The organism is Tateyamaria omphalii, from assembly GCF_001969365.1.
Classification (GTDB): domain Bacteria; phylum Pseudomonadota; class Alphaproteobacteria; order Rhodobacterales; family Rhodobacteraceae; genus Tateyamaria; species Tateyamaria omphalii_A.
Genome location: NZ_CP019312.1, coordinates 3,397,158 through 3,423,752, shown reverse-complemented (window position 1 = coordinate 3,423,752; position 26,595 = coordinate 3,397,158). Strand labels below are relative to the sequence as shown.

Genomic DNA, 26,595 nt, shown 5'->3' with positions numbered 1-26,595 from the left:
CGCCATTACGCGCCGGTAGCCCAGGCGGCAAATTGCGCAACCGCATTAAGATCATCTTGGCCAACTCAAGGATTGGGGGGCCTGAAGACCCGCTATGATCGCTGTCCCGGGGTCTTTCTTTGTGCCATCGCTTTCGCAGCGACCGCCATTATTGGTTGCGAATCCAGACCCTAAGGCTTTGTGGCAGTCTGGCTTACATAAGACATGAAGCCGAAAAAGGTGTTTTCACACACCCTGCGTCTTGCCCCTGCCTTCAATGCCTTCGCTGTTTCGGGAAACATCACACCTTCTTCGACCATGCGATCCGCGCCCCGGTCAATGACGGTCAGAAATTACGTCGCTTCTTTTGCGGCAACATATCCATGCCCTGTACACGCCCCAAGCTCAAAGCCGGTTTCTAAAAGGATTCCAGGGATTTGACGCATGATCCAAAGGTTCGTGACGTTTTGATTGATCATTAAACGGACGAGTTGATGCAGCGGATCGAAATCTGCAATCTGGGCCGTTGCCGTGTTGTAGTCGCCGTCGCAGATAGCCAAGACACCCCCCGTCTTCAAAATACGAAACGCTTCGCGAACAATATCTTCGGGTCCAGGAACATGGCACAGCAGTGTATGCATGCGCACAAGATCGAACGAGGCGTCTTCAAAGCCAGTGCTCTTGGCATCCCCGATCTCGAAAGTTAGCCGCGCATCATCACCAAAACTCTTCTTGGCCCGTGCGACCATCACTGGCGAAGGTTCGAGCCCGTGCGCGGTTTTTGCGCCTGCAAGATTCAATAGATCTTTCGTTACATGGCCTGTGCCGGATCCCAATTCCAATGCATGTGCATCGCTTGGAAGGCTCAAGTTGCTCAGGTAAGCTCTGCGAATTGCGATCTGCCCGGGCTCAAGACAACGGGCCTCCATAGCTGCTGCAATCCGTTCCTGAAGGGCGTGATCTTGCGCCCCAGGATCAGAGTATGGATCAGACTTGGCACCGCCATTTAATTGGGTCGTAAAGCAGCATGCTAAACATAAGGCTGCAGGAATTTGGAGATCATTTCGAAACCGTTGTCGGGTATGTCACGAAATACAAGCAGCCCCAGTGGAGGCCTCGCTACTCATCATTTCTCTTTGGTCGCATCGACGGCCTTGACGTTAACGACGATGAGAGGACTGCACCAAAAGTTGATGAGGGCATCGTCAATCCACTCGACGTCTCCGAGCCGAGCAAATTCGACCTCGCAAACCATACCTACCAGACCTCCGCACTTGTTCCAGTCGGGCAAGTATACAGCAGCCTCTGCGCCAGCATAAAGGTTAGCAGAACGGCCCACCCGACTTGGTTACCCTTGTTGCAGACCATCTTATGTTGCCGCACCGCCGCAAGGCGGCCGCGAGCCCCAACGAGACCTATGCTGCGGAGACTACGAGCGACCGCCACTGGCGAAGGCTGGTTGTTTGAGTTGTGTCTCGCACGCTGTAACCTCGGAAAAACAGAACGTGTTGATGATGTGGTGTGGGCATGAGACGGGCATTCAAGATTGCAGTGAGCTTGTTGCTCCTCCTTGGTGCCGGAGTGTTCGGCTATGGCGCTTTTGGATACTGGGACGCCGTTCGCAAGTCGGACGAGTTTGCGGCGCGTGCAGATGCCTTGATAGCCGAAGGTATGGGGCCGGACGGCTTGGGCGTCGAACGCCTTCGGCCACTCATCTTGGTGCAAGATCCCGGTTTTCTGGACCACGGCGGTGTCGATCTTTCGACGGCGGGAGCGGGGCTGACGACGATTTCCCAATCGCTGTCAAAGCGCCTGGGTTTCGAGGAATTTCGCCCCGGGATCGGCAAGATACGCCAGACGGGCTTTGCCATTGGCCTAGAAGACCGACTGAACAAGGTTCAAATCCTAGCGCTCTGGCTCGATACCGTCGAGATGGGACGGGGTCCTGAGGGATGGATGACAGGGTTCTTTCAGGCAAGTGAAAGTATCTACGGCCGAGCCCTCGGGGAGCTCAACAATCAAGAGTATCATCGCCTTCTGGCAGTGCTGATCGCGCCGGGGCAGTTTCGGCTGCTTGAAGCCGATGGGGCACTTGATGAACGTGCATCTCGGATCTCAAGGCTCCTGTCGGGCGATTGCAGCCCGGACGGTCAAGGGGGTGTCTGGCTTGACGGCTGCGCATAAACGCATGCGATCTTGGAAATCGTTCCTGACAAGATACGCAAATTTCGCGGGAGCAGATGGGGTCGATGGGTCCCGCTGCCCGGCGTCGCAATGCGCCGTAATGCAGGTGTCGAAATCTGCGATTGAGAGGGGCCACCCCATGCAAAGCTAACACTGTCGGCCTGGGCTTGGCCAAGACCATCTTTCATGTCCACGGCGTTACGGACGATGGGCAGGTTGCGTTCAACAGACCTTTGCGTCGCGCTCAGGTCCGAGCGTTATTTGAGCGGCTAAACCCATGCCGCATCGGCGTTGAGGCTTGCGCATCGAGCCATTATTGGGCGCGCGAGCTGTCAAAACTTGGCCATACCGTCCGGCCGATCTCTGGCTGACCGGCCTGTTGCAACGAAAGCACGCGCGCCTTGTAACAGTTGCCATGGCGAACAAGACAGCTCGGATCATGTCGCCAGTCCTGACCAAAGACGAACCCTACCGCCTCCACGCTGCCTAAGCAGAAAGGAACAAAAAGATGGCAAGGCCAACGATGTGAGGGAGTACCCTTCAGCCGCTACGATCAGGACACTCCGCCGAATATCCCGGGCGCTGTTGCCCGCAAAGCAGTTGGGAACCCGATTTGCGAATCCTATCCACTGCCCGGCAGGACATTGCAACGCAAGGTCCCGAGAGAGAGCCAGCGGTCAAAACCGCGCAAACGGGCCGGACACAAGATCAGTTCCGAAAAGGTGCACAAGGTCGCGGTCAAACCGTGCTATGCGGAAGCCTTCGACACAAGAAATTTGCGGGTCAAGATGCTCTCCAGAGCTGTTGACCAAGCAAGCCCAACCGCGTCTTACTGTCAGATTAACCATGATAGCGAGTGGTGCCTCTGAGAAAATACGCAGTTTGCCCGCCAAAACATGCAGTTTCTCCGCTCAAGACCCATCGCAAGCCCTGTTAACCCCACCGGACGGTCACGCAAAGGATCCGTGACAGAACCACCCGGGCGACATCGCTCCGCCATGGGCATAGAACAGCCACAGCCGCTGCCCATCCGTCGTATCCGTCACCCAATAATCCCGCGTCCCCGACCGCCAGTTCGGGTCATCCAGCCACCATTCCGGCGCAATACGCTCGGGTCCGATGGCGTTAAGCCGGGTCAAAGTCATGCCCCGCCAGCGAAAGGTTTCCGGCATCTTCGGCGTGACCGGCGCATGCACCGGCTCAGGGCGCCACAGCAGAAAAGGGCGCGGATTCGTCGGCTTGGGCCACGGCCCCTTATGCGGTTTCGACCAGGCCGCAGACATGATTTTATGTGATTTTTCAGGGATATGGCTGTCCGCCGGTTCAAAGCGTCGGATCGCATCCAGCCCAACACGCGCGCCCAGCAGCCCGATCAGATCGTCCATCGCATTGGCGTTGTTCAGCCGCGCCTGCACCGCCGCGCCCGCCTCGCGGTGGCCCACAGTCACCTCGTCATGGACCGGTTCGACCTGCACCGCCTCCAGCCGGATCATGTCGATACCAAAGCCCGCATCGATCCCCTCGATCTTCATCTCCAGCAGCGGGCGGATGCGGTGTGGATCATGGGTCGCACGAGCGAGGCCAATTTCCACCATCTCAACCGCACGATCGCTGCGAAAGGCCTGCAACATCACCCGCCGCGCACCTTTCCCTTTATCTTTCAATATTTTACAAAGCCGTGGCAAGGTCCGGTCAATGGCCGCCATCACATCCTCGACCAGGCCAATCGGGTCGGGCAAGGTCATTCGAACCGCAAAATGATCGGGCGGCTTCGCGGGCGACACGGGCTCGGGGGCGCTGCCCATCGCCTGGTCCAGCCGCAGCACCAAACCGCGACCAAAACGGCGCGCGAGTCCCGCCCGCGGCTGGCCCAACAAGTCGCCGACTCGGCGCAAGCCCAGACGGCCCAGCTGCGCCGTCATATCCGCATCCAAGCGCAGCGCCGCAATGGGCAGGGGCGACAGCGCGCCATATGTCTGACCGGGCGGCGCAATCCGTTTGATATCAGGGGCTTGGGTAGTGATGGCCGGGGCTGCGCCCCCCTTGGTCCAATGCCGCCGCTTGCCCGCGCGGGACCGCGTGGCGCGCGCCTCCTGATCAATGGAATCGCCCGACCGATCCGACCCCGCCGCCCGCCCCGCATAGCGCGCCAAAGCCCACGCCGCCCCACGGGTGTCCGCCAGCCCCATCAACACGCTCAGACCCAGATCGGTGCAGTCATCCTGCACCACCTGCATCAACGCGCGCTCGCCCCCGAACAGGTGCCCGCAGCCGGTCAGATCCACCACCAGCGCATCCCCATCCTCCGGCGCAACCCAAGGCGAAAACTTGCCCGCCCACCGCTGCAAAGCCTCAAGAAACCGCTGTTCCTGCGGCGCAGATCGGGTAAAGGTCAAAAGCCCAGGGCACATCGCATGGGCATCGCGCACCGGCTGGCCCACCTGCAAACCATTCGCCTGCGCGACCCCGCTCAGGGCCGTAATCACCTGCATATTCTGCTGATCTTCGACCACAGCCACAGGCTGATCGGCCAGCACGGGCTGGCGCCGGATCAGACGCTCGGCCCCCAGCCGGGGAAACCAGATGGACAGGATACGACGGTTGGGCATCACCAAATGTTCGCATTTTGTTCTTTCTGCAAACTAGGCTGAGTCGCCGTCTTGAGTCGAGTCAGCCCGCCTGCGACATCACGCGCCGTAGCGGGCCAGGAATGTCTTGACCGCGCTGTCGACCACCCGGTCGATGTCCTCGTCTGTGACGCTGTCGATGACACCAAACATCAGGCGCGGCCAGATGTCAGCCTTGCACAGCTCGCCAAACTGATCCGCGGCCAGCGTGTAATCGTCAATCTTCAGGTCACCACGCGACACGGCGGCCTCGAAATACTCGCCCATCTCTGCGCGCATCCGTTCCGGCCCGGATTTGTAAAAGGCGCGCCCGATTTCCGGAAAGCGATCCGATTCCGCCACGCAGATACGAAACACCTGTTGCCCGAATTTCGAGGTAATGAACCTCAGGAAGTGCTTGCCCGCCTGACACAAAACCTCCTGCGGGGCAGCGTTCATGTCGATATTGTCGATTGCGTCCTGGCTTTGACGCGCGCATTCCGAATTCGCCACTTCCATGAACAGCAAGCGCTTGTCGGGGAAGTAACTGTAGAGCGTGGCCTTGCTCACACCCGCAGCACGGGCGATGTCATCGACGCTCGCCCCCTCGAATCCGTCGGCCATGAACACATCACGCGCACCGTCCAGAACCTGGTCAAACTTCCGGCCCCTGCGGACAATAGGCGTTGCGTCGTTCATCTGGCTTCCTGTTTGGCGGGATGCTGCACAATATAAACCGTTTCGTTCAGTTTCTATAAGAAAATCGAGGCTGCGCAGCGCTTCACGCCTCTTCAATCCGGCAAATCAAACAGCATGGCACTTTTCCCGGCAGGCAGGGATCATCGGCAATGGATAGACAAGGCAACACGCGCTATCCCTGACACATGCTGCCCATCCTGCTGAAGACCCTGCCCTTTTTCGCCCTGATCGGCCTTGGCTATTGGGCCGGGCGCACCCGCTTCTTCACCCAGGAGGCGACGGCCTATCTGACCAAATTCGTGTTCTACTTCGCCCTGTCCGCAATGATCTTTCGCTTTGCAGCAAACCTGGAACTGGCACAGGTCTGGGATGGGCGCCTGGTCGCCGCCTACCTCTGGGGCACGGCATTCGTCTACGGAATTGCAACCTTGGTCGGCTTCCTGCGCGGGCTGGATGTGCAGACCAATGCGGTCGAGGCGCAATGCGCTGTCATCGGCAACGCGGGCTTTCTGGGGCTGCCCATGCTGGCCCTGCTCTTCGGTCCAGAGGCCATCGGCCCTGTGATGCTGGTCCTGGCCACGGACCTCATCGTCTTTTCCAGCCTGATCGTGATCCTGATCACTGTGGGTCGCGACGGACACATGTCGCCGGCAATCATCAAGACTATCGGCATCGGGCTAATCAAGAACCCGATGATTGTCGCGATGGCCCTGGGTCTCATGTGGTCGGGGCTTAGAATACCCATTCCCGACCCGATGAACGACTTCCTGACGATCCTCGGCGGCGCAGCCACGCCGGGCGCGCTCTTCGCCATCGGCGCCTCGCTCGCCTCGAAATCAGCCGAGCGGATTGAGATTGCTGGCTGGCTCAGCTTCTGCAAGCTGGTGCTGCACCCGGCCTTTGTCGCGTTCTCGGCGCTCTACCTCTTCAGCGTCGAACCCTTTGGCGCGGCCATGATCATCGCCTGCGCCGCGATGCCGGTCGCGGGCAACATCTATATGCTGGCCCAACATTACGGCGTGGCTCCGCAACGGGTCTCGGCCGCCATCCTCGTCTCGACAACCCTCAGCGTGGCCACCCTCACAGCGGTTATTGCCTGGGTAAGCTGATCCATCTTCATTTCGCCAAATAAACCGCCGCCGGAGGCTCCCGAAACTTGCCGCTCGCGCCAACGCCCGCTAGCGATGAGAAAACGAAAGGAACACACCCATGGAAACCGTCTCGGAAAACGCCTGCTTTGGTGGCACCCAAGGGGTCTACACCCACGCGTCAACCGCCTGTTCCTGCAACATGACCTTTGGCCTGTTCCTGCCGGCCGAGGCCAAGGACGGTCCGGTTCCCCTGCTGTGGTATCTGTCCGGCCTGACCTGCACCCATGAAAACGCGATGACCAAGGCTGGCGCGCAAACCTGGGCGGCGGAGCACGGCATCGCCCTGTGCTTTCCAGACACCTCCCCGCGCGGCGATGCGGTGGCAGATGACGATGGCTATGATCTTGGGCAAGGCGCCGGGTTTTATGTAAACGCCACCGAAGAACCTTGGGCCTCCCATTACCGGATGTGGGACTACGTGATGGATGAACTGCCAGTCCTGCTGGAGCGAAACTTCAGCCTCGACATGGACCGCCAGTCGATCACGGGCCATTCCATGGGCGGGCACGGGGCGCTGACCATGGCGATGTCCCCGCGGGGACAGTTCCGGTCTGTATCCGCCTTCTCGCCTATCACCAACCCCACGGCAAGCGACTGGGGGCGCAAACAGCTTTCTGCATATTTGGGGAACAATGAAGACATCTGGTCGCCCCACGACGCCACCCTGTGTATGCGCGACCGCGGCTTTGACGGGCCGATGCTGATCGACACCGGCACGAATGACCAGTTCATCGACCTTCTGAAACCCGAAGCACTGGCCGAAGCCGCCGCCGCGCGCCGTCAACAGATCCAGTTCCGGATGCAGCCCGGTTACGACCACTCTTACTTCTTCGTCTCGACCTTCATGGAAGATCACTTGGCCTTCCACGCCGAACATCTTTGGGCATGACGACGCTCTATATCGACGCGGACGCCTGCCCGGTCAAAGCCGAGGCCGAGCGGGTCGCCACCCGCCACAAGGTCCCGATGAAAGTCGTGTCGAACGGCGGTCTGCGCCCATCCCAGAACCCTTTGGTCGAAACAGTCATCGTGCCCGAGGGACCCGACATCGCTGACATGTGGATCGCCGACCGCGCAGGCCCAGGCGATGTGGTCATCACCGGCGACATCCCGCTCGCTGCTAAATGCGTCGAGGCCGGTGCGCGGGTGCTGAAACACAACGGCGAAGCACTGACGCAAGCCAATATCGGCAACGTGCTCGCCACGCGCGATCTCATGTCCGACCTGCGCGCCGCCGATCCGTTTCGGCAAGGCGGGGGCAAAGGCTTTACCAAGGCGGACAGATCGCGTTTTCTGGACGCATTGGAACGAGAATTGAGAGCAGCAAAAAGATGACCATCCAAGCCGTCATATTTGATATCGGAAACGTCCTGATCGAGTGGCAACCCGAACGGTTCTACGACAGTGTGATCGGAGAGGACCGGCGCCGCGCCTTGTTTTCAGAGGTCGATCTGAATGGCATGAACCTTGAGGTGGACCGTGGTGCGCCCTTTGCGCAGTCGGTGCACGATCTGGCCGCCAAGCACCCGAAATGGGATGCCGAAATCAAGATGTGGCATGACCGCTGGATCGAGATGGCCTCGCCCCAGATCGACCATTCCGTCCGCCTCATGGCCGCCCTGCAGGCCAAGGGGACCCCCGTGTTCAGCCTGACGAATTTCGGCGTCGATACCTACGACCGCGCAGCGCAAGACTACCCGTTCATGCGTCAGTTTAATCGCGATTTCATCTCCGGCCATATGAGGGTGATCAAGCCCGACCCGACCATCTACCAAAGGCTAGAAGAGGAAAGCGGGCTGCGCGGCGAAAACCTGATCTTCACCGATGACCGCAGTGAAAACATCGCCGCCGCACAGATGCGCGGCTGGCGCACGCATTTGTTCAAGGGCCCGGACGGCTGGGCCAAGCGCCTTGTGACCGAAGGGGTGCTGACCGAAAGCGAAGCGGCGTGACCTCCGTCCCTTACATCCCCTTTGCCGAGGGCGAAGCCGTGCTGGACTGGATCGGCCTGACCGATGCGCTGGCAAGCGGGCACACGCGACCCAAGGCGGAGATTGGGGATACGTTCCTCTACCGCGATCCCGACACGCTGCTCAGCCGTGCGGCCTGGATCGACGGGATGGGTATGGCGGTCAAAACGGCCACCGTCTTTCCGGGCAATCCGGGACGCGGAGCGCCGATGATCAACGGCGGCGTAAACCTCTATTCCGATGGCGACGGCACCTTGCAGGCCATCATCGACTTTCATCTGGTCACCAAATGGAAAACGGCGGGCGACAGCCTGCTGGCCGCCCGCAGACTGGCACGGCCCGACAGCCGCAATATCCTGATCGTCGGCGCTGGCACCGTGGGTCGCGCACTGCACGATGCCTATTTCGCGATCTTTCCAGACGCGCATTTTCAGGTCTGGAACCGGACCCGCGCCAACGCGCTGGCCATGGCCACGGAACGCCCCATGCTGACCGTTGCACCCGATCTGGAACAGGCCGTGCGCACTGCCGACATCATCACCAGCGCCACCATGTCGACAGAACCGCTGATCCGTGGTGACTGGTTGCAACCGGGTCAGCACGTTGACCTGATCGGCGCCTACCGCCCGGACATGCGCGAGGTGGACGATGCAGCTCTGCTGAAATCGCGCGTCTTTGTCGACAGTTTCGACACGACCGTCGGCCATATCGGCGAAGTGAAGATCCCGCTTGAGGCGGGCACGATCCCACGCGACCACCTGCTTGCGGATTACTATGATCTGGCCGCGTTCACCCGCAGCCCGGACGACATCACGCTGTTCAAGAACGGCGGCGGTGCCCACCTGGACCTGATGACCAGCCGGTACATTCTGGATCGGTGGATCGCCTCTTGATGTGGGTGCTTCTGATTGCCCTCGGTCTGGCCGCGGTGCCCTTCACCATCGAGTTGACGCGCAAGGGCATGACAGATGCCGAGCGGGCCAAGGCACCGGGACAGTCCGCCCTCCTGTCACAGGGCACCACCCATTTCGAATGGCTTGGGCCGGAACGCGGGCCGGTGGCCGTCTGCGTGCACGGCCTGACCACACCGTCTTTCGTATGGTACGGAATGGCCAGGGGGCTTGCTCTGCTTGGCTTTCGGGTCCTTGTCTACGACCTTTACGGGCGCGGGTTTTCAGACCGGGTGCGCGGGGCCCAAACGGCAGAGTTCTTTGAACAGCAGCTTGTCGATCTGCTGGCACACGAACGGGTGACGGAACCTGTGACGCTGTTGGGGTATTCCATGGGCGGCGCCATCGCCGCGCATTTCACCGCGCGCTATCCGGCCCATGTCAAACAATTGATCCTTCTGGCCCCGGCAGGGATGGTCGAACTGACGGGGGGCAAACTTGCCCTGGCCCGCGACGTGCCGGTCTTGGGCGATTGGCTGTTTCTGGCGACCTATCCGTGGATCCTGCGGCGCGGCATTTCCCAAGAGGCAGGTCAGCCTTCCTCCGTTGATGACATTCACGAACTGCAACACGCGGAAACGGCACGGCGGGGGTTCTTTCCGGCGGTCCTGTCCAGTCTGCGCGGTGTCCTGCGCAACACATGTGACCAACAGCACAGGGCGATAGGGGCCGCCGGTGTGCCTGTGCTCGCGATCTGGGGCGAAGAGGACGATGTGATCCCGCTGTCGAGTAAGGAGACTCTGGCCCACTGGAACCCCATGGCGCAGCAATCGGTGATCGCAGGGGCGGGCCACGGTCTGACCCATACCCACACGGATGCCGTGCTGGACCTGATACGCGCCTCGCGCGGTTAAGCGGTCGCCGTTCGGGCCAAGGGCCGCTCGCGAATGGGCAAATGCACAACCGCACTGAACGCCCCAATCGCCACACCGATCCACCACACCTGATCGTAAGAACCATAAGCGTCGTACAGACGCCCGCCAAGCCAGACACCCAGGAACGATCCCAATTGATGGCTCAGGAATACGATGCCGTAAAGCGTACCCATGTAGCGCAGGCCATAAATATGAGCGACCAGCCCGCTTGTCAGGGGCACGGTCGCAAGCCACAGCGCACCCATACATATCGAGAAGACAATGACAGTGGTCGGTGTCATCGGTAGAATGATGAACAGCGACGCAACGACCGTGCGTCCGGCGTAGATTCCCGCCAGCAGGTACTTCTTGGGGAAGTATTTGCCTGCCCAACCTGCAGCCAACGTGCCGCCGATGTTGGCCAACCCGATCAGTGACAACGCCACAGCACCGAGCGCCGACGTCGTCGTGATGCCGATGCTGTCCAGCACGCCGCCCGGCACGATGGGTCCGCACACCTCAGTCACGAATGCGGGCAAATGCGCCGTCATGAATGCAACCTGGTAGCCGCAGGAAAAGAAGCCAAGGAAGATGAGGGTATAGGACGGATCCCGGAACGCGCGAAGCAGAACCTGACCAAGCGATTCCTCAAGCTCCGCCTTGGATGCCATGGGCGGCACGCCCATGGCAGGCAAGGTCAGAACCAACAGGATCACCGCCAACGCAAACCACAAAAAGACGGATTGCCACGGCATGACACTCAGCATCCATTCCGCCACCGGTGCGCCGAAAATCTGCCCGGCGGACCCCATCGCCGCCACAATGGCCAGCGACATCGACCGGTTTTCATCACTGCTGGCGCGCCCTACGACCGCCAGAATCACGCCAAAGCCGGTGCCGGCGACCCCAAAACCAACAAGCCACGCATACATCTGATGCTCAACGGGCGTTGTTGCCCCCGCACTCAGAACCAGACCCACGGCATAGACGATTGCCCCCATCAGGATCGCCTTGCGATCCCCGATCTTTTCCGCAATCGCACCGAAAATCGGCTGACCGATCCCCCAGGCGAGGTTCTGGATCGCAATAGCGAGCGAGAATTCCGTGCGCAGCCATCCGAACTCTTCCGCAATCGGAATCTGAAACACACCGAAGGAGGCGCGCACGGCAAAGCTGACCATGATGATCACGCAGCCCACAAGCAGGACAGGGGTAAAGATGGGTGTGCGCTCGGTCATAACGGTCTTCTCTGGCTGGCCTGCCGACTGTATGGAACCGTGCAACTCCGTCAAATCAGGAATTCTTGGCATCGCATCACCATTCCTGATCTGACCGCGCTTCCCATGACCGAACGCGCACGCTACGACAGACGGCGATGACTGACCTTTTGACTGAATACCAAGCGCTTGTAGACAAGGGCGACCTGCAACCCGACCCCGCGCAGCTGGCCATCTTGCCCGAGTTCGAGCGTATCCGCGCGGCCTTGGCCGCCCCAGTGAAAAAGGGGCTGTTCCGCAAGGCGCCCGAGCCGCCAGAGGGACTGTACCTGTGGGGGGGTGTTGGCCGTGGCAAGTCAATGCTCATGGACTTTTTTGCGTCGCGCCTCGATGTGCCTGCGCGCCGGGTGCATTTTCACGCTTTCATGCAGGAAATTCACGCCGCCATGCACACGGCCCGCCAACGCGGCGTTGACGACGCCATCGCACCTGTCGCCGCCGATGTCGCGGCCTCGGTTCGTCTACTCGCCTTTGACGAGATGCAGATCACGGACATCACCGACGCGATGATCGTCGGGCGCTTGTTCGAGGCGCTGTTTGCCGCCGGTGTGGTGGTCGTGACCACGTCCAACCGGGTGCCGGATGATCTGTACAAGGACGGGCTGAACCGGCAGCTTTTCGTGCCATTCATCGACCTGTTGAAAGACAGGATGGTGGTGTGGGAACTGGCCTCGCCCACCGACTACAGACAGGATCGGCTGTCAGGCAGCCCGGTCTACTTCTCTCCGCTGGGCGCGAAGGCCCGCACCGAAATGGACGCAATATGGGCGGACTTGTCCGGCGGGCAGGCCGAAGCGCTCGACCTGACGGTCAAAGGGCGCACCGTCACCATCCCGCAATTTCGCAACGGCATCGGGCGCAGCAGCTTCTTCGAACTGTGCTCCAAACCGCTGGGGCCGGGGGATTATCTGGCCATCGCCGACGCGTGCAAGGTTCTGATGATCGACGACATCCCATGCCTGGGGCGTAGCAATTTCAACGAAGCAAAGCGTTTCGTCACCCTGATCGACGCGCTTTACGAAGCGCATGTACGGCTGATCTGTTCGGCCGCCGACACGCCGGAAATGCTGTATCTGGAAGGCGAAGGCACGTTCGAGTTTGAGCGCACCGCCTCGCGCCTGCGCGAAATGCAAAGCGCGGACTGGGCGACCTAACCCTGCGACTGACGAACCAGCGCGACCAGCAGTGCTTCGGTGTCCAGACGTCCGGTTGCCGTCGTCAACTGACGAGGCAAAGAAAACTCACCCCGCGCTGCGGCAGTGTTCAAAAGCGCGTCGATATATGCGTTCGATTGTCCTTCGGTCAGGGCCTGCACCAACAGGGCCTGCAAACGGTCACCTTGCTGCGGCGTGTGTCCAAAGCCGATCAGCACTGCCGAGGTCAGGCTGCGCAAATCCGTATGCCGCGCATCGGTGTCGGTCAGGCGAATGGGCTGACGCAGCTGACGGCTCACCGCCTCCGAGGCTGGAACGGTCTGGAGATCCAAAAGGGAAGCGTCCGCGCGCGTCACCGTTGCTTCGACGCCGGTCTGTTTCGCCGTCACCGGCGCAGTGGCGACCTGTTCTATCGGCTGTGTCACAGATCCGGGCTGCAACAGGATCAGCACAATCGTCACCGCAAGAAAGGCAGACGCAACCAACAGTAACTTAATGTTGGACGACGCGTACTGCTCTGACGCTGCCGCCTCTTTCCGCCTGAACATGCCACTTCCTCGAAAGCAAACCCGCCGTGGTTGGTCCACGTTTGGGCCAAAATCTGCTCTAGATATAGCGAAATCACCGCCGTTTCGTCAACATAACGCGGTTAGACCCACATATTGAAGCGTCTGTCACAGACCGTGCTCAGCCGTTTTCGCGCAGAACAGCCCCGGCAAGATAAAGCGAGCCACAGATCAAAACGCGCGCCTGCGGTTCTTTGGTCAGGATTGCAGTCAGGGCAGCCGCAGCATCCTCAGCCTCATAAGCCGTGATACCGATATCCCGCGCCGCCGCCGCCGTTTCAGCAGCGGGCAACGTGTTCTTCTCGCCTGGGATCGACATCGCGGTCAGGCTGTCCACATACGCCGCAAGCGGGCGCAAATATCCGCGCGCGTCCTTAGTGTTCAACATCCCGCAGATCAGGTGCGTGGACCGCTTCGGCAAGCTGCGCAAGACGCGGGCCAGCGCAAGGCCCGCCGCCGGATTGTGCCCACCATCCAGCCAAAGTTCTGCATCGCCCGCCTGTTCGACCAGCGGCCCGGTGCGCAGCCGTTGCATCCGCGCGGGCCACTGCGCTTGAGTGACAGCCGCTTCGCAGGCCGCCTCATCACAGCCCAGGTGACGCAGCGCGGCAAGGGCTATGCCCGCATTCTGGATCTGGTGATCGCCCGGCAGCACGGGGCGCGGCAGATCCAGCAAGCCGACCTCATCCTGATACACGATACCATCTCGTTCGGGTGCCGCATGCCAGTGTTGACCGTAGGCCAGAATGGGCGCGCCCAGCCTCGTGGCACGCGCCTCGATCACATCCAGCCCATCATCATCCTGCGGTCCGACAATGACGGGCACGCGGCGTTTGATGATCCCCGCCTTTTCACCCGCGATTTTGGCAAGCGTGTCGCCCAGAAACGCCTCGTGGTCCATGGAGACCGGCGTGATGATCGTCAGCGCGGGTTGGTCGATCACATTGGTCGCATCCAGCCTGCCGCCCAGCCCCACCTCAAGCAGCGTGTAGTCAGCAGGCGTCCGGGCAAAGGCAAGGATCGCAGCGCATGTCGTGATCTCGAAATAAGTGATGTCGGCGCCATCATTTGCGGCATAGCATTCATCCAGATAGGCCGTCAGATCAGGCTCGGAAATCAGCTCGCCCACCAGCCGGATCCGTTCGTGAAACCGCGCCAGATGGGGCGAGGTGTAGGCGTGCACCCGGTGGCCTGCCGCCTCGAGCCCCGCGCGGATCATCGCGAGTGTCGACCCCTTGCCGTTGGTGCCCGCGATATGGATCACCGGCGGCAGGTCGTTCTGCGGATTGCCCAGCGCGTCCAAAAGCCGCCAAACCCGGTCCAAGGTCAGGTCGATGATCTTGGGGTGCAGCGCCATCATCCGTTCGAGGATGGCGTCGGAACCGGTGCTCATTCCTTGGCTGCGTCCTCGGTCACAGGCTCTTCCGTCGGGATGGGCGCCGGTGCAGGCAGGTCCCCTTTGACCGCGGGCGGTTCGCCCATCAGCATCCGGGTGATCGTGATCAGCTCATCCCGCATTTCGGTCCGGCTTGTCACGCGGTCCAGCATGCCGTGATCCAGCAGGTACTCGGCCCGCTGGAACCCTTCGGGCAGCTTCTCGCGAATGGTCTGTTCGATGACGCGCGGGCCAGCAAAGCAGATCAGCGCGTTGGGTTCGGCAATATGAACGTCACCCAGCATGGCATAGGACGCGGTTACACCGCCCGTCGTCGGATGTGTCAGCACAACGATATAGGGCAGGCCCGCTTCTTTCAGCATCTGCACGGCGACGGTGGTGCGCGGCATCTGCATCAGGCTCAGGATCCCCTCCTGCATCCGCGCGCCCCCAGCGGCGGAAAACAGGATCAGCGGGCGCTTCAGCTTCACCGCCTCTTCGGCGGCAGCGATGATGGCGTTGCCCACATACATGCCCATGGACCCACCCATGAAGGAAAAGTCCTGCGCGCAGGCGACAACCGGTGTGCGGCCCATCTCACCCCGGGCGACAAGCATCGCCTCACTTTCACCGGTGGTCTTCTGGGCGGCCTTCATCCGGTCGGGGTACTTTTTCTGATCGCGGAATTGCAGCGGGTCAGCCAGCGGTGCAGGCACCTCGACCTCGGTAAAGATGCCACCGTCGAACAGCGCCGTGAACCGATCCCGCGGGGTGATCGCCATGTGATGATTGCAATTGGTGCAGACATTCAGATTGTCCGCCAACTCGCGGTGAAACAGCATGGTGCCGCAGTTGTCGCACTTGGTCCACAGATTGTCCGGGGTTTCGCGCCGCGAAAAGATCGAGTTGATCCGGGGCCGGACGTAGTTGGTGATCCAGTTCATGTGGGCTTCCTGCTGCCGTTCTTTGCTTCAGTTAATCCGGGGCCGCGCCAAATGCAATCAAGCGCGGATAGCAAGACGCGCCGCCAGCCAGCTCACCAGCATGAAACCGAAGTCGACGGGCAGCCACGCCGCCATCGCCGCCTCGTCCCCCATCCCAAAGGGCAGGACATAAAGCGCCAGGCCCGACATCTCGTCCGGTGTGGCGGTCAGCACCATCGCCGAGATGTTGTTTGCAAAATGCACCGCCATCGCAGGCCCAAGCGTACCCGAACGCGCCGTCAGATCCGCCATCAGGATGCCGAACATCGTGGCCCACAGCGCGATCGTGAGCGCATTGCTGCCCGCACTGTCCGGAAGATAATGCCCCGCCCCGAACAGCGCCGCGGGGGCAATCATCCAGATCAGCGGCGACCGAAACCGCGCCGCCAATTGCTGCTGCAAATACCCGCGAAAGACAATCTCCTCCGCCCCGATCTGGATCAGAACGGCAACCACCGCGATGGGCAACAGGACCAACCAGCGCCCGACGGACATGTTCAGGGTCAGTGTCCCCTCGCCCATGTCGTAAGGCGGCAGCAGCCACAGGGCGATGGTCAGCAACACCATCATGAACAGCACGGCGCCGAACTGACGGATTGCCAGCCCGATGGGCCCAATCAGGGTCGCCGGACGGCGCTTGTGCACCATGACGACAACCATGGACGCCGCAACAGCCAAAAGGCCAAGCTGAAAAAGCAAGAGCAGCATGCCACCCGCAGTCCGGCCGGTCTGTGCGTCCCGCACGACAGCGCTGGCGGTCTGCGGGTCCAGCACGCCAAGGATGGTGCCAAAGACCAGATTGCTTAGGACCAGAAAGAAGCCGGCGACCAGCACGACACCCAGACCCAAGCGCCACAGCTGTGCGCGATCCCGTGCGGGATCAATAAACCTGGCATGTGGGCGATAATCGAAGCTCAGAACTCCCATCAACGATCCAGCGGCGGCGGTGGCGGCCCCTCGTCCTCGGGGATCTGGATGTTGGCCTGCCGGAGCAGTTCAGCGGCACCTGTCAGGTGCCCGGCCACGGTGTTCAACAGGCTGCGCAGCACAGTGGCATCTTCCTCCAGCACGGCGCGGAATTCACTCGCGCCGATGCGCAGGAACGTTACGTCGGTCAGCGCGGTCAGATGCAGCTGCCGGGGCTCGTTCAGGATGATGGCCAGATCGCCGATCAGTCTGCCGGGCTCCACAACGGACACGTGCCTGTCCTCACCATTCTCACCGTCATAGGTCAGCACCGCGCTGCCTTTGACGCACAGATACGCAGCATCAGGCTTTTCATCCATGGAAAAGATGCGCTGCCCCTGCTTGGCCGTGTACCACTGGGCCGCAAAGGCCAGCAGCCGCTGGTTGCGACTGGTCACGCCCGAAAACAGCTCGGCCCGAGAGATCACGCGCAACTTGCGGCTCAGATCGTCGGCTTCCTCCTCATCCTCATCATGCGCCTGAACCCCATCAATCCGCCCGTCCTTGATCTCGACAAACATGTCGTAGGCGTCGGGATTGTTGAAATTCTCTTCCAGGAAAATCAACGTGGACTCGGGCAGCAACTCCCGCAGCGCCTCACGGGTCTTGCGCCGCTGCTCATTCCCATGGCTGGCCAGCGCGCGGTCCAGCACAAGGATATCCGGCCGCTTGATCCCCGCGCGCGAGAACGCGGCACGTTCGTGAAAGATCGTGGGCAAGTTCGTACCACCCAGACCGGTGCGAATGTCGAACACGGTCTCGGCCACCTTTCTGCGCAACTCATGCTTGTTCAGCACGTCGGCCACCAGATCCTCGATCACTTCCGCCTTGGCCCCGGCAAACATGGAAATCCGACCATAGAGAAGGTTTTCGACCAAAGTCAGGCGCGGCAGATACGTGTCAGGCGCAATGGGGATAAAGAACCCCTGCGTCTGCTCGCGCAGAGCCGCACCGCTTGTCTTGCGGATCTGCACGATCTCGTTCTTGAAACTTTCGGGAAAGGCCGGGCCGATCTGTTCGGCCGTAAAGGCAAAAGGCACCGTTAGAAGCAGCGCGAACTCGTCATCAGTCAGCGCAATGTCGCCCCGGTCTCGCCTGCGGGACGAGATGTCGACCAGCTGCTCATACATCTCTTCATCGATGTTGAGCGCGGTGAACAGCGGGTGGCTGGTGCCGTCGCGGCCAAAGGTCTGGTGCAACGTCTCAATCAGCGTCTGTGAGATGGCGATGCCCTGCTCCGCCAATCCGTGTTCAAACACCAGGTTGATAAAGCGTTCGTCCCGCGCCAGCCCCTGTTGCGAGATATCGCGCGATGGTGCGGCGAACAGCAGGTTGCCGCCCAGCGGGACCGCTGGGTTGAATTCGTCGGGGTCAAAGCGATAGACGGCGTCCTCCAATCCCTCCTCCCGCAAGCGTTCTGCCACTACAGGTCTCAGCCCCACGATGGCCTCTGCCAGATCAGGGTGCTGGTTGGGGTCCATGCGGCTGTCCAGCATCCGGCGGAACATGAACTCATCAATGCCCATCGCCTCGACCAGCGCGAACCACCACGCCCGCACCTCATCTTCGGTCCCCAGACCGGCCAGTGCGGGATCGACCCATTCGGTGTCGACCCGATCCGGGCTGTTGCCCGACCGCAGCGCCTCGGTCACATAGCGGTCCTTGCGGCCCTGACCCCACGGCACCGTGTTGGGCCGGGTCATCAGCGGCATCAACAGGTTGGTGCCCAGCGTTCCATCAAACAGATACGGGCGCGCTTGGGCATAGCCGATGCGCGCCGACACGACCTCTTGGTGCAGTTCGGACAGGTCATGCCCGGCTATCGTGATCGACCCGCGCGTGGGGAGCACCTCGCGCACCAGCAACTCCGCCAAAGCCGTCCGTTCCGTCTGGTTTTTGGCCTGAATGGCAACACGCGCGCCTTTGGGAATGGTCAGGTCAATGCGTTCCAGCACAGGCGTGTTTTCCGCGTTGCGCACGGTCACGTCATTCAGAACGATATCGCCCTGCAAATGCGGGATCACCTCCGGCTCACCCTCGAACAGCGCCTCATCAATCATGTCGCGCGGCGCGAACCGGTCCGTCACGATCTCCCATCGCAACGACATGTCCTGCGTCTGGTTGTAATAGGTCAGAAGCTCTTTCCACGGGCTCGACAGATCCTTGTACGCCGCGATGGCTGCGACAAGCGCGCCCACGGTGATGTCGCCCCGGATGGCCAGCACCCCGCCGACGGAATAGAAAAAGAATGGCGTCAGCTGCGTGATGAAGTTGTTGAGAAACTTCATAAAGAACTTTTTCTGGTAGATCTGGAAGCGCACTTCGAACAGCCGACCCAACCGGCTTGTGAATTGCGCCAAACGGTAGCGCAGGCCGCCATTGGTGCGCAGATCGGAAATGCCCGCCGCACTTTCCCCGATCTCGGATGAAAACGATCTGATCTGGCGAATACGCTCTTTGTTCAAAAGGTTGATCTGACGTTGCAGCATCGGAATGATCCAAGCCTGCAGCGGGATCAGCGCGATCCCCGCCAACCCGAACCACACCGATTGCAGAAACAGGAACACCACGATGATCAGCATCTGGCCCGCCTGAAATACCGGCTGGGCCACCATGTCGCCCATCAGCCCGCCCATCGGCTCCGCCTCGGACGTGACCATACTCACCAACTCGCCCTGGCTGGTGGACCGGAAGTAGCTACGGGGGAACCGCAGCATGCGGCTCAGCAACTGGAACCTGAAACGGCGCAAGAGCCGCTCGGCTGTCACACCCTTCATGGTGTTAAGACGCATCTTCAGCAGACCATGCGCCAGCACCGCACCCAGATAGCCAAAGCACAAGGCCAGCAGGAACTGGATCTGGGTCAGATCGAACCCAAACACGTTCACCACGTCATCGGTCGCGCCGATGGCGTCATTGATGATCCGCTTGGGCAATTCCAGCGTGGCAAACAGAAACGGGAACGTGACAATCGTCAGCCCCAACAACATCAACTGATCACGCTTGGAATGCTTCCAGATGAAAGCAAAGATGGTGGAATCCATGGCACGTCCTGATGGAGTGCACCCCTGTCCAAACGGTTGGCCAAGCAACCGGGTGCAATCCGTCCGGAAAACCTAGTGCCAGCAATAGTCTATTACAACCGCGGGCGCTTGCAGCACGGCGGGCCAATGGCTATTGCAGTCCGGACGCTATTACGGGGGAGACGCCAGATGCTCAAAGGCAAGTTCGACAAGTCCAAGCTGCCCAGCCGCCACGTGACCGAAGGGCCCGCACGCGCGCCGCACCGGTCCTACTACTACGCGATGGGCATGACAGAGGAAGAGATCCACCAGCCCCTCGTCGGCGTCGCCACCTGCTGGAACGAAGCGGCGCCCTGCAACATCGCCCTGAATCGTCAGGCGCAATCGGTCAAGATGGGCGTGAAAGCCGCCAGCGGCACCCCGCGCGAGTTCACCACCATCACCGTCACCGACGGCATCGCCATGGGGCACGAGGGGATGCGCTCGTCGCTCGCCAGCCGCGAAGCGATCGCCGACACGGTCGAGCTGACCATGCGCGGCCACTGCTATGACGCCATCGTCGGTCTTGCGGGCTGCGACAAATCCCTGCCCGGCATGATGATGGCGATGATCCGTCTGAACGTGCCGTCCGTGTTTCTTTATGGCGGATCCATCCTGCCGGGCCGCGCGCCTGTCGGTGCCAAAGTCCCCGTGGAATACGCCAACCGCGACCTGACCGTGCAGGACATGTTCGAAGCCGTCGGCCACCAGCAAAACGGCACCATGACCGAAGCGGAACTTGACGTGCTGGAACGCGTCGCATGCCCGTCTGCGGGCGCATGCGGTGGCCAGTTCACCGCCAACACCATGGCCTGCGTGTCCGAGGCCATCGGCCTCGCCCTCCCGAACTCCGCCGGGGCCCCCGCGCCTTATGAGTCCCGCGACCAATATGCCGAAGCCTCCGGCGCCGCGGTCATGCAACTGATCGAAAAGAACATCCGCGCCCGCGATATCTGCACCCGCGAAGCGTTCGAAAACGCGGCTCGCGTCGTGGCCTGCACCGGCGGGTCCACCAACGCGGGCCTTCACCTGCCCGCCATGGCACACGAGGCCGGGATCGACTTCTACCTTGATGACGTGTGCGAAATTTTCCGCGACACGCCATACTTCGTCGACCTGAAACCGGGTGGCCAATACGTGGCCAAGGATATGTACGAGGCCGGCGGCACCTATGTCGTGATGAAAGAACTGCGCAAGGCGGGCCTGATCAATGAGGATTGCATGACCGCCACCGGCTATTCAATCGGCGAAGAGCTGGACAAGATCAGCCTCGAGGCGGACGGGCGCGTCATCTACCCCATCGAAACCCCGATCACGAAAACCGGCGGCGTCGTGGGCCTCAAGGGCAACGTCGCCCCCGAAGGCGCCATCGTGAAGGTCGCGGGCATGGAAGCCCAGCACCAGATCTTTACCGGTCCGGCCCGCGTGTTCGAATGCGAGCAGGATGCCTTCGAGGCGGTCCAAAACCGCACCTATGAGGAAGGCGACGTGTTCGTCATCCGCAACGAGGGGCCATCGGGCGGCCCCGGCATGCGCGAAATGCTCGCCACCACGGCGGCCCTGTCCGGTCAGGGCATGGGCAAGAAGGTGGCGCTGATCACCGATGGCCGTTTCTCGGGCGCGACGCGCGGCTTCTGCATCGGCCATGTCGGCCCCGAAGCGGCCCATGGTGGCCCCATTGCACTACTGAAAGACGGCGACGTGATCACCATCAACGCGATTGAGGGGACGATCAACGTCGACCTCACGGACGAAGAACTCGCGGAACGCAAAGCCAATTGGTCCGGCCCACGCGAAAACATCTACGCCTCCGGCGCACTATGGAAATACGCGCAGCTTGTGGGCGAAACATACAAGGGCGCCGTCACACATCCCGGAGCAAAAGCAGAGCGGCATGAGTACTGGGATCTCTAAAGGGGTCCTGCTCGGCACGCTTCTGCTTGGCCTCGCCGCATGCGAGGATTTCGCAGGGCTCAACCTGGCCGGGACAGGACAAAGCTTTGCGCTGAGCGGTGCAAACCTTGCGGGCGGCACGGTCAAACTGATGCCGCCGCCCGGGTTTTGCGTGGACAGGCGCAGCGTACGCGACAGCTTTGCCCTCATGGCGCGCTGCGACACGCTGGGCGGCCAGCAAACAACGGACGCACCGCTCGCGATCATCACGGCGACCACGGTCGCAGTGACCGGCGCGGCACAAATCAGCACGTCGAATTTCGACAGCGCGGCGGAAACTGTCCTGCAACGCGCCGATGACGGTCCGCTGGCATTGGTACAAGTGACGGGCGCCCCACCCAGCACCGATATGCGCAGCACCTACTGGCGTGGTGCTGCCCAAGTGGGTAACCATGTGCTGGGCCTCGCCATCTACGAAGACGCGAACAGCACCGCACTGGACCGCGCTGGACAAGGCCTGTTGACGCAAACGGTGGAGCGGACCCAGGAACAATCTGTCGTCGCGGCGGTGGCACCCCCGGACAATTCTGCAACGCCAGCTCCGAAACAGTCGGGCAACGGGGTCCTCGCGGGTTTATTTGAGTGAAACCTTTGGCATAGATAGTGCACCGTGACACGCACTGGCGCAGGGCACATGGCAGGCAACCACATCTCATTCATCGACCGTATCGCGCACAAGCGGATGATGCGCCGTTGGGCGCGTGCCGCACGCAATGCAAAAAGCACGGATCTGGGGGAATTGCGCGGCCTGCGCTCTGCCGCGCGCCTTTTACGAACACATCTCGACCGTTTGATCCACCGGGCCGACGAACGGCTTGCGCTGCCCGCCATCGGCTCCAGCGCCTTTCCCCATCCCCACAACACCGAATGGTCCTGGCGGCCGGAACTGTGGCGCGGATCGCTCGGCATGCCCGGCATGTCGTCAGTCCAGACCAAGTCGATGCTGGGCAGTGAAGTGACGCTGTTTCACGATTGCGAATTCAGCGAGATGACTTTGCGCCAGCTGCGCAACCTTCGGGAACAGGATCTCGCCCCCTACGGCGTCCGGCTTGACGTGTTCAAATTCGACGGCTCGTTCCTGTCTCTGGTGATCGACCTGCCCGCCGACGCAGTGAATGGTCTGACGAAGAACCACCTTCTGGGCATGAACACCATTGTCGAAATGGAAAAACCGATCGAGATTTTTGCCCGGCTCAACGTGCGCCACGGCCCCAACACTGAACAGATCGTACGCGAATTGCCGCTGCACGAGGCGGACGTGACGGTTGAGTTTGACCTCGCCTATTCCAAGCTGAATGAAAAGCGGGTGGAAGGCGCCTGGGTCGACCTGATCTTTGAGGGGCCGGAAATGAACCAGGTGACGCTGCGCGATCTGACCTTCTCGCGCCGCCCGCGCGCGGCACTGTGACGAAAGGGACCGCATGAGCACACTGACCCTCACACCGATCAAGATGCGGCATGGCGTCTGGCAGGCCCTGATCCAGCAGAACGGGACCGGCGTTCCACAGATCAAGGTGACGCATCAGGACACCGACGTGCCCGATGTGAAGGTGACCGAACAGGGCGAAGATGGCGGATGGCTGCTCCATGTCCCGATCCCGCCCGAGGCCATCGCCGACGGTGTTCAGGTCTTTGTCATCACCGATGGAACCGATGATGAAAAGCTGGGTGATTTCACCATCATCGCGGGCGAAGCGTTGGGCGATGACATCCGGGGCGAAGTGGCGCTGCTGCGCCAAGAACTTGACATGCTCAAACGCGCCTTCCGCCGCCACTGCGTAGAGACGACCTAGCGCAACAGGGCCGAGGACCATGCCTCAAGAAACAGCGCGCGCTTCAGCCGGTCGAGGTACACCAACAAACCGGGGTCGAGGCTGACCACATTCAACATCTGCGCATCCGCCCCGCCGATGGACGGCAGCGGAAAGCCGGGCCGATCCTGCGCCGCCCATGCCCCCGACGTCAGATACGCCACCAGCGCCTGCGCCGTGTCCCCGCGACCCGTGGTGTCCAACACCAGCGCGGTCCGCATCATGGTGGTCGCAAAATCCTCGGGCGTGATGACAACCACCTTGTCCAGCGTCTCGGGCCGGGTCTGCGTGTAGCTGCCCAGCACGTTGTACGCGACATACAACTCACCCGACACCAAATCGTCGATCATATCCCCCGAACAACAATAAAGCCGCGCTTCAAGGTTCCCGAACACCTCCATCAGCCGCCAGAACGTCTCGGACGTGCGGGCATCCTGCGTGGCAAACAGATACCCCAGCCCCGACAACCGCACGTCATACGTACCCAACCGCCCGCGAAAATGCTCCGGCTCCGCGCGCAAGGCTTCGATCAACTCCTGCCGCGTCGCAGGCAACGGGCGCCCCTCGAACGCAGCGCGGTTCAGAACCACCGTCGCAGGCTCCAGCGTGAATCCAAAGAGCGTCTGCCGCCACGCCGTCCCGCCCGTCTGCGCCAGCCCCGGCAGCCGCCGCGCCAGACCGTCATTGGCCAGCTTCAGCTGCAGGTCCATCGCACTGGAAATCACAACGTCAAAGCAATCAGGGCACTCGGCAATCAGAGTGACGATGTCGGCAGAGCCTGCCACAGCATAATCAACCGACACGGTCGGATTGCGTGCAATGAACCCCTCAAGAATGGGTGCAAAAATGTCAGTGTCCGTGCTCGACAAGACGCGCAGGGTCACGCCCTCCTCGCCATGAAACGTCTGGCGATCCTCCAACGCCGCCGCATTTGCAACGGCCCCCCAAAGGCACGCGATCACAAATACAAAGCCGCGCACGCCCCGCCCCCTTTTATGTTGACCAACTCCAACCGCCCACCATGCGCCTCGGCCACGTCCTGCGCGATGGTCAGACCCAGGCCAGACCCCACCGTATCCCCCGCATTGGCCCCACGCTGAAACCGCTGGGACAACTCGGCGATCTGCGCGGCGGGAAAGCCCGCACCCTCGTCACACACAAGAATCGCAACCGGATCGGACCCAACCTCGATCCGCACCTCACTTTCAGGCGGTGAATACTTCAGCGCATTATCAATCAGGTTCCGCACCGCATTCTGGATCAGGATCGGATCGGCCTGCACTTCAACCGGCCCCTCGGCCCGCAATACCAACTCCAGATCCTTCATCTCGGCCACCGGGGTCAGCCGGTCCACCAACTCGCGGCAAATCCCTACCAGATCCACGTTGCGCCGCTCCAGCTGGTCGCCGCGAAAGGTGACCATGGCATGGTCTAACAATTGCCCTGCCGCACGCGAGCTTTCGTCAATCGCCCGGATCATCGACCGCAGCGCAGCGCGGTTCTCATCCTTGTCCACACGCATCAGCGTCGCCTCCGCATGGGTACGGACAGTCGCCAGTGGCGTCCGCACCCGGTGCGCGGCCTCTGCAATGAATGTCTCGGACTGAGTCAGCGATGCGCTCAGCCGGGTCATCAGCGAATTCAGCGACGTGACCAGCGGCGACAACTCCGTCGGCACCGCCCGCACCACCGGACGCAGATCGCGCGGACCCCGCCGGGCGACCGCCTCCGCCATCTGGCTCAGAGGCCGCACGGTCGACCGCGACGTCCACAGCGCCATCCCCGCCGCCAACACAAAAAACGCCCCGCCAAACAGCGCCGCATTCACCGAAATCGCCCACAACGTGCCCGCCAGACTGTCCCGCGTCTGCGCCACACTCACGGTCAGCACAACCGAGGCCGGACTGGCCGGCAACACCCGCGTCAAACGGGCCAGCCGCACCTCTGCCCCGGCAAATCCAACCGTGTCGAACGCGAGGCTGGGCACTGGATCAAACGGGCCTTCAACCAACCCGTCATACCCGGTCAACAACATATCACCCCGGTGCATGGCATAAAACACCCGGTCATCTGCCGCCGTGTCCAGCATCGCAAAGGCAGCGTACGGCAGATCCACCTCCACCTCCCCATCCCGCACCACAGCAGCGTCCATCAGGGACGTCAAAGACGCCTCAAGTATCCGATCCTGCCCCTGCTGCGCGATCTGCTGGGCATAGGTCCGAACCACCAGATAAAACAGCACGGCCAGCACCGCCGCACCGCCGATCAGCGTCCAGGTCAACCGGCGACGCAGGGATGTGGCCCTACCCCTCATCCAGCCGATACCCCAAACCGCGATGGGTTGAAATGGTCAGGCTCGATGGCTCCAGATGCTTGCGCAGCCGCCCGACATAGACCTCAATCGCGTTCTCGGTCACCGTCCCGTCATAGGAAAACAACCGATCCACCAGCTTGTCTTTGGAAAAGATCTGGCCGGGCGCGTTCATGAACAATTCCAGCAAGCGCAGCTCGCGATTGCGCAAGGTCACCTCTGCCGCGCCAATGCGCAGAACAGACGCGACCGGATCCAACGCGGCATCACCGCGCCGAATGACCGTCTGCGCCGACCCGGCCCGACGGCGCAGCACGGCCCGGCAGCGGGCCTGCAACTCCGCATGGTCAAAGGGTTTCGTCAGATAATCATCGGCCCCCAGATCCAGTATGCTCACCCGGTCCGACACCTCCGACCGTGCGGTCAGCACGATGACCGGCGTGTCATCCTCTTGCGCGCGGTGGTGTTCCAGAAACGCACGACCATCGCCATCGGGCAACATGATGTCCAACAGGATCAGATCGTATTCCCCGACATGCAAAAAATCCGACCCTTCGGACAATGTACCAGCATGGTCAATCACATGCCCATCCAGACGCATTCGGGTACACAAGGCCCCGGCCAGTTCTGCATTGTCCTCAATCAGCAGGTATTTCATCCAATCCGCCCACGCTGCGCCGCCATGACAGGCCCATGACAGGTCTGTGTCAGGTTCGCATGTTTTCAGGGAACCATTCGCGTGAA

Annotated in this window: 24 protein-coding genes and 1 pseudogene; 13 read left to right on the top strand and 12 right to left on the bottom strand. The window is 61.4% G+C overall.

The features are described from left to right. Nucleotides 1-332: 332 nt before the first annotated feature. Nucleotides 333-908 (bottom strand): class I SAM-dependent methyltransferase, encoded by a 576-nt coding sequence (locus BWR18_RS17165; protein ID WP_083957746.1) that lies wholly within the window; start codon nucleotides 906-908, stop codon nucleotides 333-335. Between the two features lie 598 nt (nucleotides 909-1,506). Here BWR18_RS17165 and BWR18_RS17160 point away from each other — a divergent pair. Together BWR18_RS17160 and BWR18_RS22505 are read left to right on the top strand one after the other, a co-directional pair. Beyond that, on the top strand, nucleotides 1,507-2,163 hold the full coding sequence (locus BWR18_RS17160) for a transglycosylase domain-containing protein (protein WP_076629649.1): 657 nt from the start codon (nucleotides 1,507-1,509) through the stop codon (nucleotides 2,161-2,163). A gap of 122 nt (nucleotides 2,164-2,285) precedes the next feature. Beyond that, nucleotides 2,286-2,519, top strand: a pseudogene (locus BWR18_RS22505) (IS110 family transposase); the annotation flags it as partial. Nucleotides 2,520-3,113: 594 nt separating this feature from the next. Here BWR18_RS22505 and BWR18_RS17155 read toward each other — a convergent pair. Both BWR18_RS17155 and BWR18_RS17150 read right to left on the bottom strand, forming a co-directional pair. Next, nucleotides 3,114-4,772: a Y-family DNA polymerase gene (locus BWR18_RS17155; protein ID WP_076629648.1), complete on the bottom strand. Its 1,659-nt coding sequence runs from the start codon at nucleotides 4,770-4,772 to the stop codon at nucleotides 3,114-3,116. Between the two features lie 78 nt (nucleotides 4,773-4,850). Continuing rightward, entirely contained in the window at nucleotides 4,851-5,468 is a 618-nt protein-coding gene (locus BWR18_RS17150; RefSeq protein ID WP_076629647.1) for a TetR/AcrR family transcriptional regulator, read from the bottom strand. A 185-nt stretch (nucleotides 5,469-5,653) separates the two neighbouring features. On the opposite strand from BWR18_RS17150, the gene BWR18_RS17145 reads away from it, so the two are divergent. From BWR18_RS17145 to BWR18_RS17120, 6 genes are all read left to right on the top strand, one after another. Further along, entirely contained in the window at nucleotides 5,654-6,577 is a 924-nt protein-coding gene (locus BWR18_RS17145) for an AEC family transporter (protein WP_076629646.1), read from the top strand. Between the two features lie 100 nt (nucleotides 6,578-6,677). Then, nucleotides 6,678-7,508 (top strand): S-formylglutathione hydrolase, encoded by an 831-nt coding sequence (fghA, locus tag BWR18_RS17140; RefSeq protein WP_076629645.1) that lies wholly within the window; start codon nucleotides 6,678-6,680, stop codon nucleotides 7,506-7,508. Then, nucleotides 7,505-7,954 carry a YaiI/YqxD family protein gene (locus tag BWR18_RS17135; protein ID WP_076629644.1) on the top strand — a complete coding sequence of 150 codons (450 nt, stop codon included), beginning with the start codon at nucleotides 7,505-7,507 and terminating at the stop codon, nucleotides 7,952-7,954. Before fghA ends, BWR18_RS17135 begins: the two co-directional genes overlap by 4 nt. Beyond that, on the top strand, nucleotides 7,951-8,571 hold the full coding sequence (locus BWR18_RS17130) for an HAD family hydrolase (RefSeq protein ID WP_076629643.1): 621 nt from the start codon (nucleotides 7,951-7,953) through the stop codon (nucleotides 8,569-8,571). The genes BWR18_RS17135 and BWR18_RS17130 overlap by 4 nt, the downstream gene beginning before the upstream one ends. Further along, the gene (locus BWR18_RS17125) at nucleotides 8,568-9,482 is read left to right on the top strand and encodes an ornithine cyclodeaminase family protein (protein WP_076629642.1); all 915 of its coding nucleotides are present in this window, start codon (nucleotides 8,568-8,570) and stop codon (nucleotides 9,480-9,482) included. The genes BWR18_RS17130 and BWR18_RS17125 overlap by 4 nt, the downstream gene beginning before the upstream one ends. Continuing rightward, complete coding sequence (locus tag BWR18_RS17120; RefSeq protein ID WP_368073624.1) at nucleotides 9,482-10,393, top strand: alpha/beta hydrolase; 912 nt, start codon at nucleotides 9,482-9,484, stop codon at nucleotides 10,391-10,393. The genes BWR18_RS17125 and BWR18_RS17120 overlap by 1 nt, the downstream gene beginning before the upstream one ends. Here the strand turns inward: BWR18_RS17120 and BWR18_RS17115 are convergent. Further along, the gene (locus tag BWR18_RS17115) at nucleotides 10,390-11,631 is read right to left on the bottom strand and encodes an MFS transporter (RefSeq protein ID WP_076629641.1); all 1,242 of its coding nucleotides are present in this window, start codon (nucleotides 11,629-11,631) and stop codon (nucleotides 10,390-10,392) included. The two genes, BWR18_RS17120 and BWR18_RS17115, sit on opposite strands and share 4 nt — an antisense overlap. Nucleotides 11,632-11,768: 137 nt before the next feature. On the opposite strand from BWR18_RS17115, the gene zapE reads away from it, so the two are divergent. Continuing rightward, nucleotides 11,769-12,824, top strand: a complete 1,056-nt coding sequence (gene zapE / locus BWR18_RS17110; protein ID WP_076629640.1) for a cell division protein ZapE — start codon at nucleotides 11,769-11,771, stop codon at nucleotides 12,822-12,824. Here the strand turns inward: zapE and BWR18_RS17105 are convergent. The 5 genes from BWR18_RS17105 to BWR18_RS17085 all read right to left on the bottom strand — a co-directional run bounded on the left by BWR18_RS17105 (nucleotide 12,821) and on the right by BWR18_RS17085 (nucleotide 19,758). After that, the gene (locus BWR18_RS17105; RefSeq protein ID WP_076629639.1) at nucleotides 12,821-13,372 is read right to left on the bottom strand and encodes a hypothetical protein; all 552 of its coding nucleotides are present in this window, start codon (nucleotides 13,370-13,372) and stop codon (nucleotides 12,821-12,823) included. The two genes, zapE and BWR18_RS17105, sit on opposite strands and share 4 nt — an antisense overlap. Nucleotides 13,373-13,511: 139 nt before the next feature. Next, the gene (locus tag BWR18_RS17100; protein WP_076629638.1) at nucleotides 13,512-14,783 is read right to left on the bottom strand and encodes a bifunctional folylpolyglutamate synthase/dihydrofolate synthase; all 1,272 of its coding nucleotides are present in this window, start codon (nucleotides 14,781-14,783) and stop codon (nucleotides 13,512-13,514) included. Next, the gene (accD, locus tag BWR18_RS17095) at nucleotides 14,780-15,709 is read right to left on the bottom strand and encodes an acetyl-CoA carboxylase, carboxyltransferase subunit beta (RefSeq protein ID WP_076629637.1); all 930 of its coding nucleotides are present in this window, start codon (nucleotides 15,707-15,709) and stop codon (nucleotides 14,780-14,782) included. Before accD ends, BWR18_RS17100 begins: the two co-directional genes overlap by 4 nt. Nucleotides 15,710-15,766: 57 nt before the next feature. After that, a complete protein-coding gene (locus BWR18_RS17090) occupies nucleotides 15,767-16,675 on the bottom strand; it encodes a CPBP family intramembrane glutamic endopeptidase (RefSeq protein WP_076629636.1) in 909 nt (302 codons plus the stop codon). Further along, nucleotides 16,675-19,758 carry an ABC transporter transmembrane domain-containing protein gene (locus tag BWR18_RS17085; RefSeq protein ID WP_076629635.1) on the bottom strand — a complete coding sequence of 1,028 codons (3,084 nt, stop codon included), beginning with the start codon at nucleotides 19,756-19,758 and terminating at the stop codon, nucleotides 16,675-16,677. The genes BWR18_RS17090 and BWR18_RS17085 overlap by 1 nt, the downstream gene beginning before the upstream one ends. Nucleotides 19,759-19,926: 168 nt before the next feature. Here BWR18_RS17085 and ilvD point away from each other — a divergent pair, with 168 nt between their 5' ends. The 4 genes from ilvD to BWR18_RS17065 are packed head-to-tail and all read left to right on the top strand — an operon-like array spanning nucleotide 19,927 to nucleotide 23,522. Beyond that, nucleotides 19,927-21,690: a dihydroxy-acid dehydratase gene (ilvD, locus tag BWR18_RS17080; protein WP_076629634.1), complete on the top strand. Its 1,764-nt coding sequence runs from the start codon at nucleotides 19,927-19,929 to the stop codon at nucleotides 21,688-21,690. Continuing rightward, the gene (locus tag BWR18_RS17075) at nucleotides 21,671-22,315 is read left to right on the top strand and encodes a hypothetical protein (protein WP_076629633.1); all 645 of its coding nucleotides are present in this window, start codon (nucleotides 21,671-21,673) and stop codon (nucleotides 22,313-22,315) included. Before ilvD ends, BWR18_RS17075 begins: the two co-directional genes overlap by 20 nt. A 48-nt stretch (nucleotides 22,316-22,363) precedes the next feature. Beyond that, nucleotides 22,364-23,137 carry a DUF6478 family protein gene (locus BWR18_RS17070; protein ID WP_076629632.1) on the top strand — a complete coding sequence of 258 codons (774 nt, stop codon included), beginning with the start codon at nucleotides 22,364-22,366 and terminating at the stop codon, nucleotides 23,135-23,137. A gap of 13 nt (nucleotides 23,138-23,150) precedes the next feature. After that, a complete protein-coding gene (locus BWR18_RS17065) occupies nucleotides 23,151-23,522 on the top strand; it encodes a hypothetical protein (protein ID WP_076629631.1) in 372 nt (123 codons plus the stop codon). On the opposite strand, the gene BWR18_RS17060 is transcribed toward BWR18_RS17065, so the two are convergent. Genes BWR18_RS17060 through BWR18_RS17050 form a run of 3 tightly spaced genes read right to left on the bottom strand, consistent with a single transcriptional unit; the run spans nucleotide 23,519 to nucleotide 26,509 of the window. Continuing rightward, nucleotides 23,519-24,520, bottom strand: a complete 1,002-nt coding sequence (locus tag BWR18_RS17060) for an ABC transporter substrate-binding protein (RefSeq protein WP_076629630.1) — start codon at nucleotides 24,518-24,520, stop codon at nucleotides 23,519-23,521. The two genes, BWR18_RS17065 and BWR18_RS17060, sit on opposite strands and share 4 nt — an antisense overlap. After that, the gene (locus BWR18_RS17055) at nucleotides 24,499-25,821 is read right to left on the bottom strand and encodes a sensor histidine kinase N-terminal domain-containing protein (RefSeq protein ID WP_368073623.1); all 1,323 of its coding nucleotides are present in this window, start codon (nucleotides 25,819-25,821) and stop codon (nucleotides 24,499-24,501) included. Before BWR18_RS17055 ends, BWR18_RS17060 begins: the two co-directional genes overlap by 22 nt. Nucleotides 25,822-25,843: 22 nt before the next feature. Beyond that, on the bottom strand, nucleotides 25,844-26,509 hold the full coding sequence (locus tag BWR18_RS17050) for a response regulator transcription factor (protein ID WP_076629628.1): 666 nt from the start codon (nucleotides 26,507-26,509) through the stop codon (nucleotides 25,844-25,846). Nucleotides 26,510-26,595 lie beyond the last annotated feature (86 nt).

What these genes read in the sequence shown, in the direction of transcription:
- BWR18_RS17165 (WP_083957746.1), bottom strand. Translation starts at nt 908, where the DNA reads ATGGAGGCCCGTTGTCTTGAGCCCGGGCAGATCGCAATTCGCAGAGCT.
- BWR18_RS17160 (WP_076629649.1), top strand. Translation starts at nt 1,507, where the DNA reads ATGAGACGGGCATTCAAGATTGCAGTGAGCTTGTTGCTCCTCCTTGGT.
- BWR18_RS17155 (WP_076629648.1), bottom strand. Translation starts at nt 4,772, where the DNA reads ATGCCCAACCGTCGTATCCTGTCCATCTGGTTTCCCCGGCTGGGGGCC.
- BWR18_RS17150 (WP_076629647.1), bottom strand. Translation starts at nt 5,468, where the DNA reads ATGAACGACGCAACGCCTATTGTCCGCAGGGGCCGGAAGTTTGACCAG.
- BWR18_RS17145 (WP_076629646.1), top strand. Translation starts at nt 5,654, where the DNA reads ATGCTGCCCATCCTGCTGAAGACCCTGCCCTTTTTCGCCCTGATCGGC.
- fghA (WP_076629645.1), top strand. Translation starts at nt 6,678, where the DNA reads ATGGAAACCGTCTCGGAAAACGCCTGCTTTGGTGGCACCCAAGGGGTC.
- BWR18_RS17135 (WP_076629644.1), top strand. Translation starts at nt 7,505, where the DNA reads ATGACGACGCTCTATATCGACGCGGACGCCTGCCCGGTCAAAGCCGAG.
- BWR18_RS17130 (WP_076629643.1), top strand. Translation starts at nt 7,951, where the DNA reads ATGACCATCCAAGCCGTCATATTTGATATCGGAAACGTCCTGATCGAG.
- BWR18_RS17120 (WP_368073624.1), top strand. Translation starts at nt 9,482, where the DNA reads ATGTGGGTGCTTCTGATTGCCCTCGGTCTGGCCGCGGTGCCCTTCACC.
- BWR18_RS17115 (WP_076629641.1), bottom strand. Translation starts at nt 11,631, where the DNA reads ATGACCGAGCGCACACCCATCTTTACCCCTGTCCTGCTTGTGGGCTGC.
- zapE (WP_076629640.1), top strand. Translation starts at nt 11,769, where the DNA reads ATGACTGACCTTTTGACTGAATACCAAGCGCTTGTAGACAAGGGCGAC.
- BWR18_RS17105 (WP_076629639.1), bottom strand. Translation starts at nt 13,372, where the DNA reads ATGTTCAGGCGGAAAGAGGCGGCAGCGTCAGAGCAGTACGCGTCGTCC.
- BWR18_RS17100 (WP_076629638.1), bottom strand. Translation starts at nt 14,783, where the DNA reads ATGAGCACCGGTTCCGACGCCATCCTCGAACGGATGATGGCGCTGCAC.
- accD (WP_076629637.1), bottom strand. Translation starts at nt 15,709, where the DNA reads ATGAACTGGATCACCAACTACGTCCGGCCCCGGATCAACTCGATCTTT.
- BWR18_RS17090 (WP_076629636.1), bottom strand. Translation starts at nt 16,675, where the DNA reads ATGGGAGTTCTGAGCTTCGATTATCGCCCACATGCCAGGTTTATTGAT.
- BWR18_RS17085 (WP_076629635.1), bottom strand. Translation starts at nt 19,758, where the DNA reads ATGGATTCCACCATCTTTGCTTTCATCTGGAAGCATTCCAAGCGTGAT.
- ilvD (WP_076629634.1), top strand. Translation starts at nt 19,927, where the DNA reads ATGCTCAAAGGCAAGTTCGACAAGTCCAAGCTGCCCAGCCGCCACGTG.
- BWR18_RS17075 (WP_076629633.1), top strand. Translation starts at nt 21,671, where the DNA reads ATGAGTACTGGGATCTCTAAAGGGGTCCTGCTCGGCACGCTTCTGCTT.
- BWR18_RS17070 (WP_076629632.1), top strand. Translation starts at nt 22,364, where the DNA reads ATGGCAGGCAACCACATCTCATTCATCGACCGTATCGCGCACAAGCGG.
- BWR18_RS17065 (WP_076629631.1), top strand. Translation starts at nt 23,151, where the DNA reads ATGAGCACACTGACCCTCACACCGATCAAGATGCGGCATGGCGTCTGG.
- BWR18_RS17050 (WP_076629628.1), bottom strand. Translation starts at nt 26,509, where the DNA reads ATGAAATACCTGCTGATTGAGGACAATGCAGAACTGGCCGGGGCCTTG.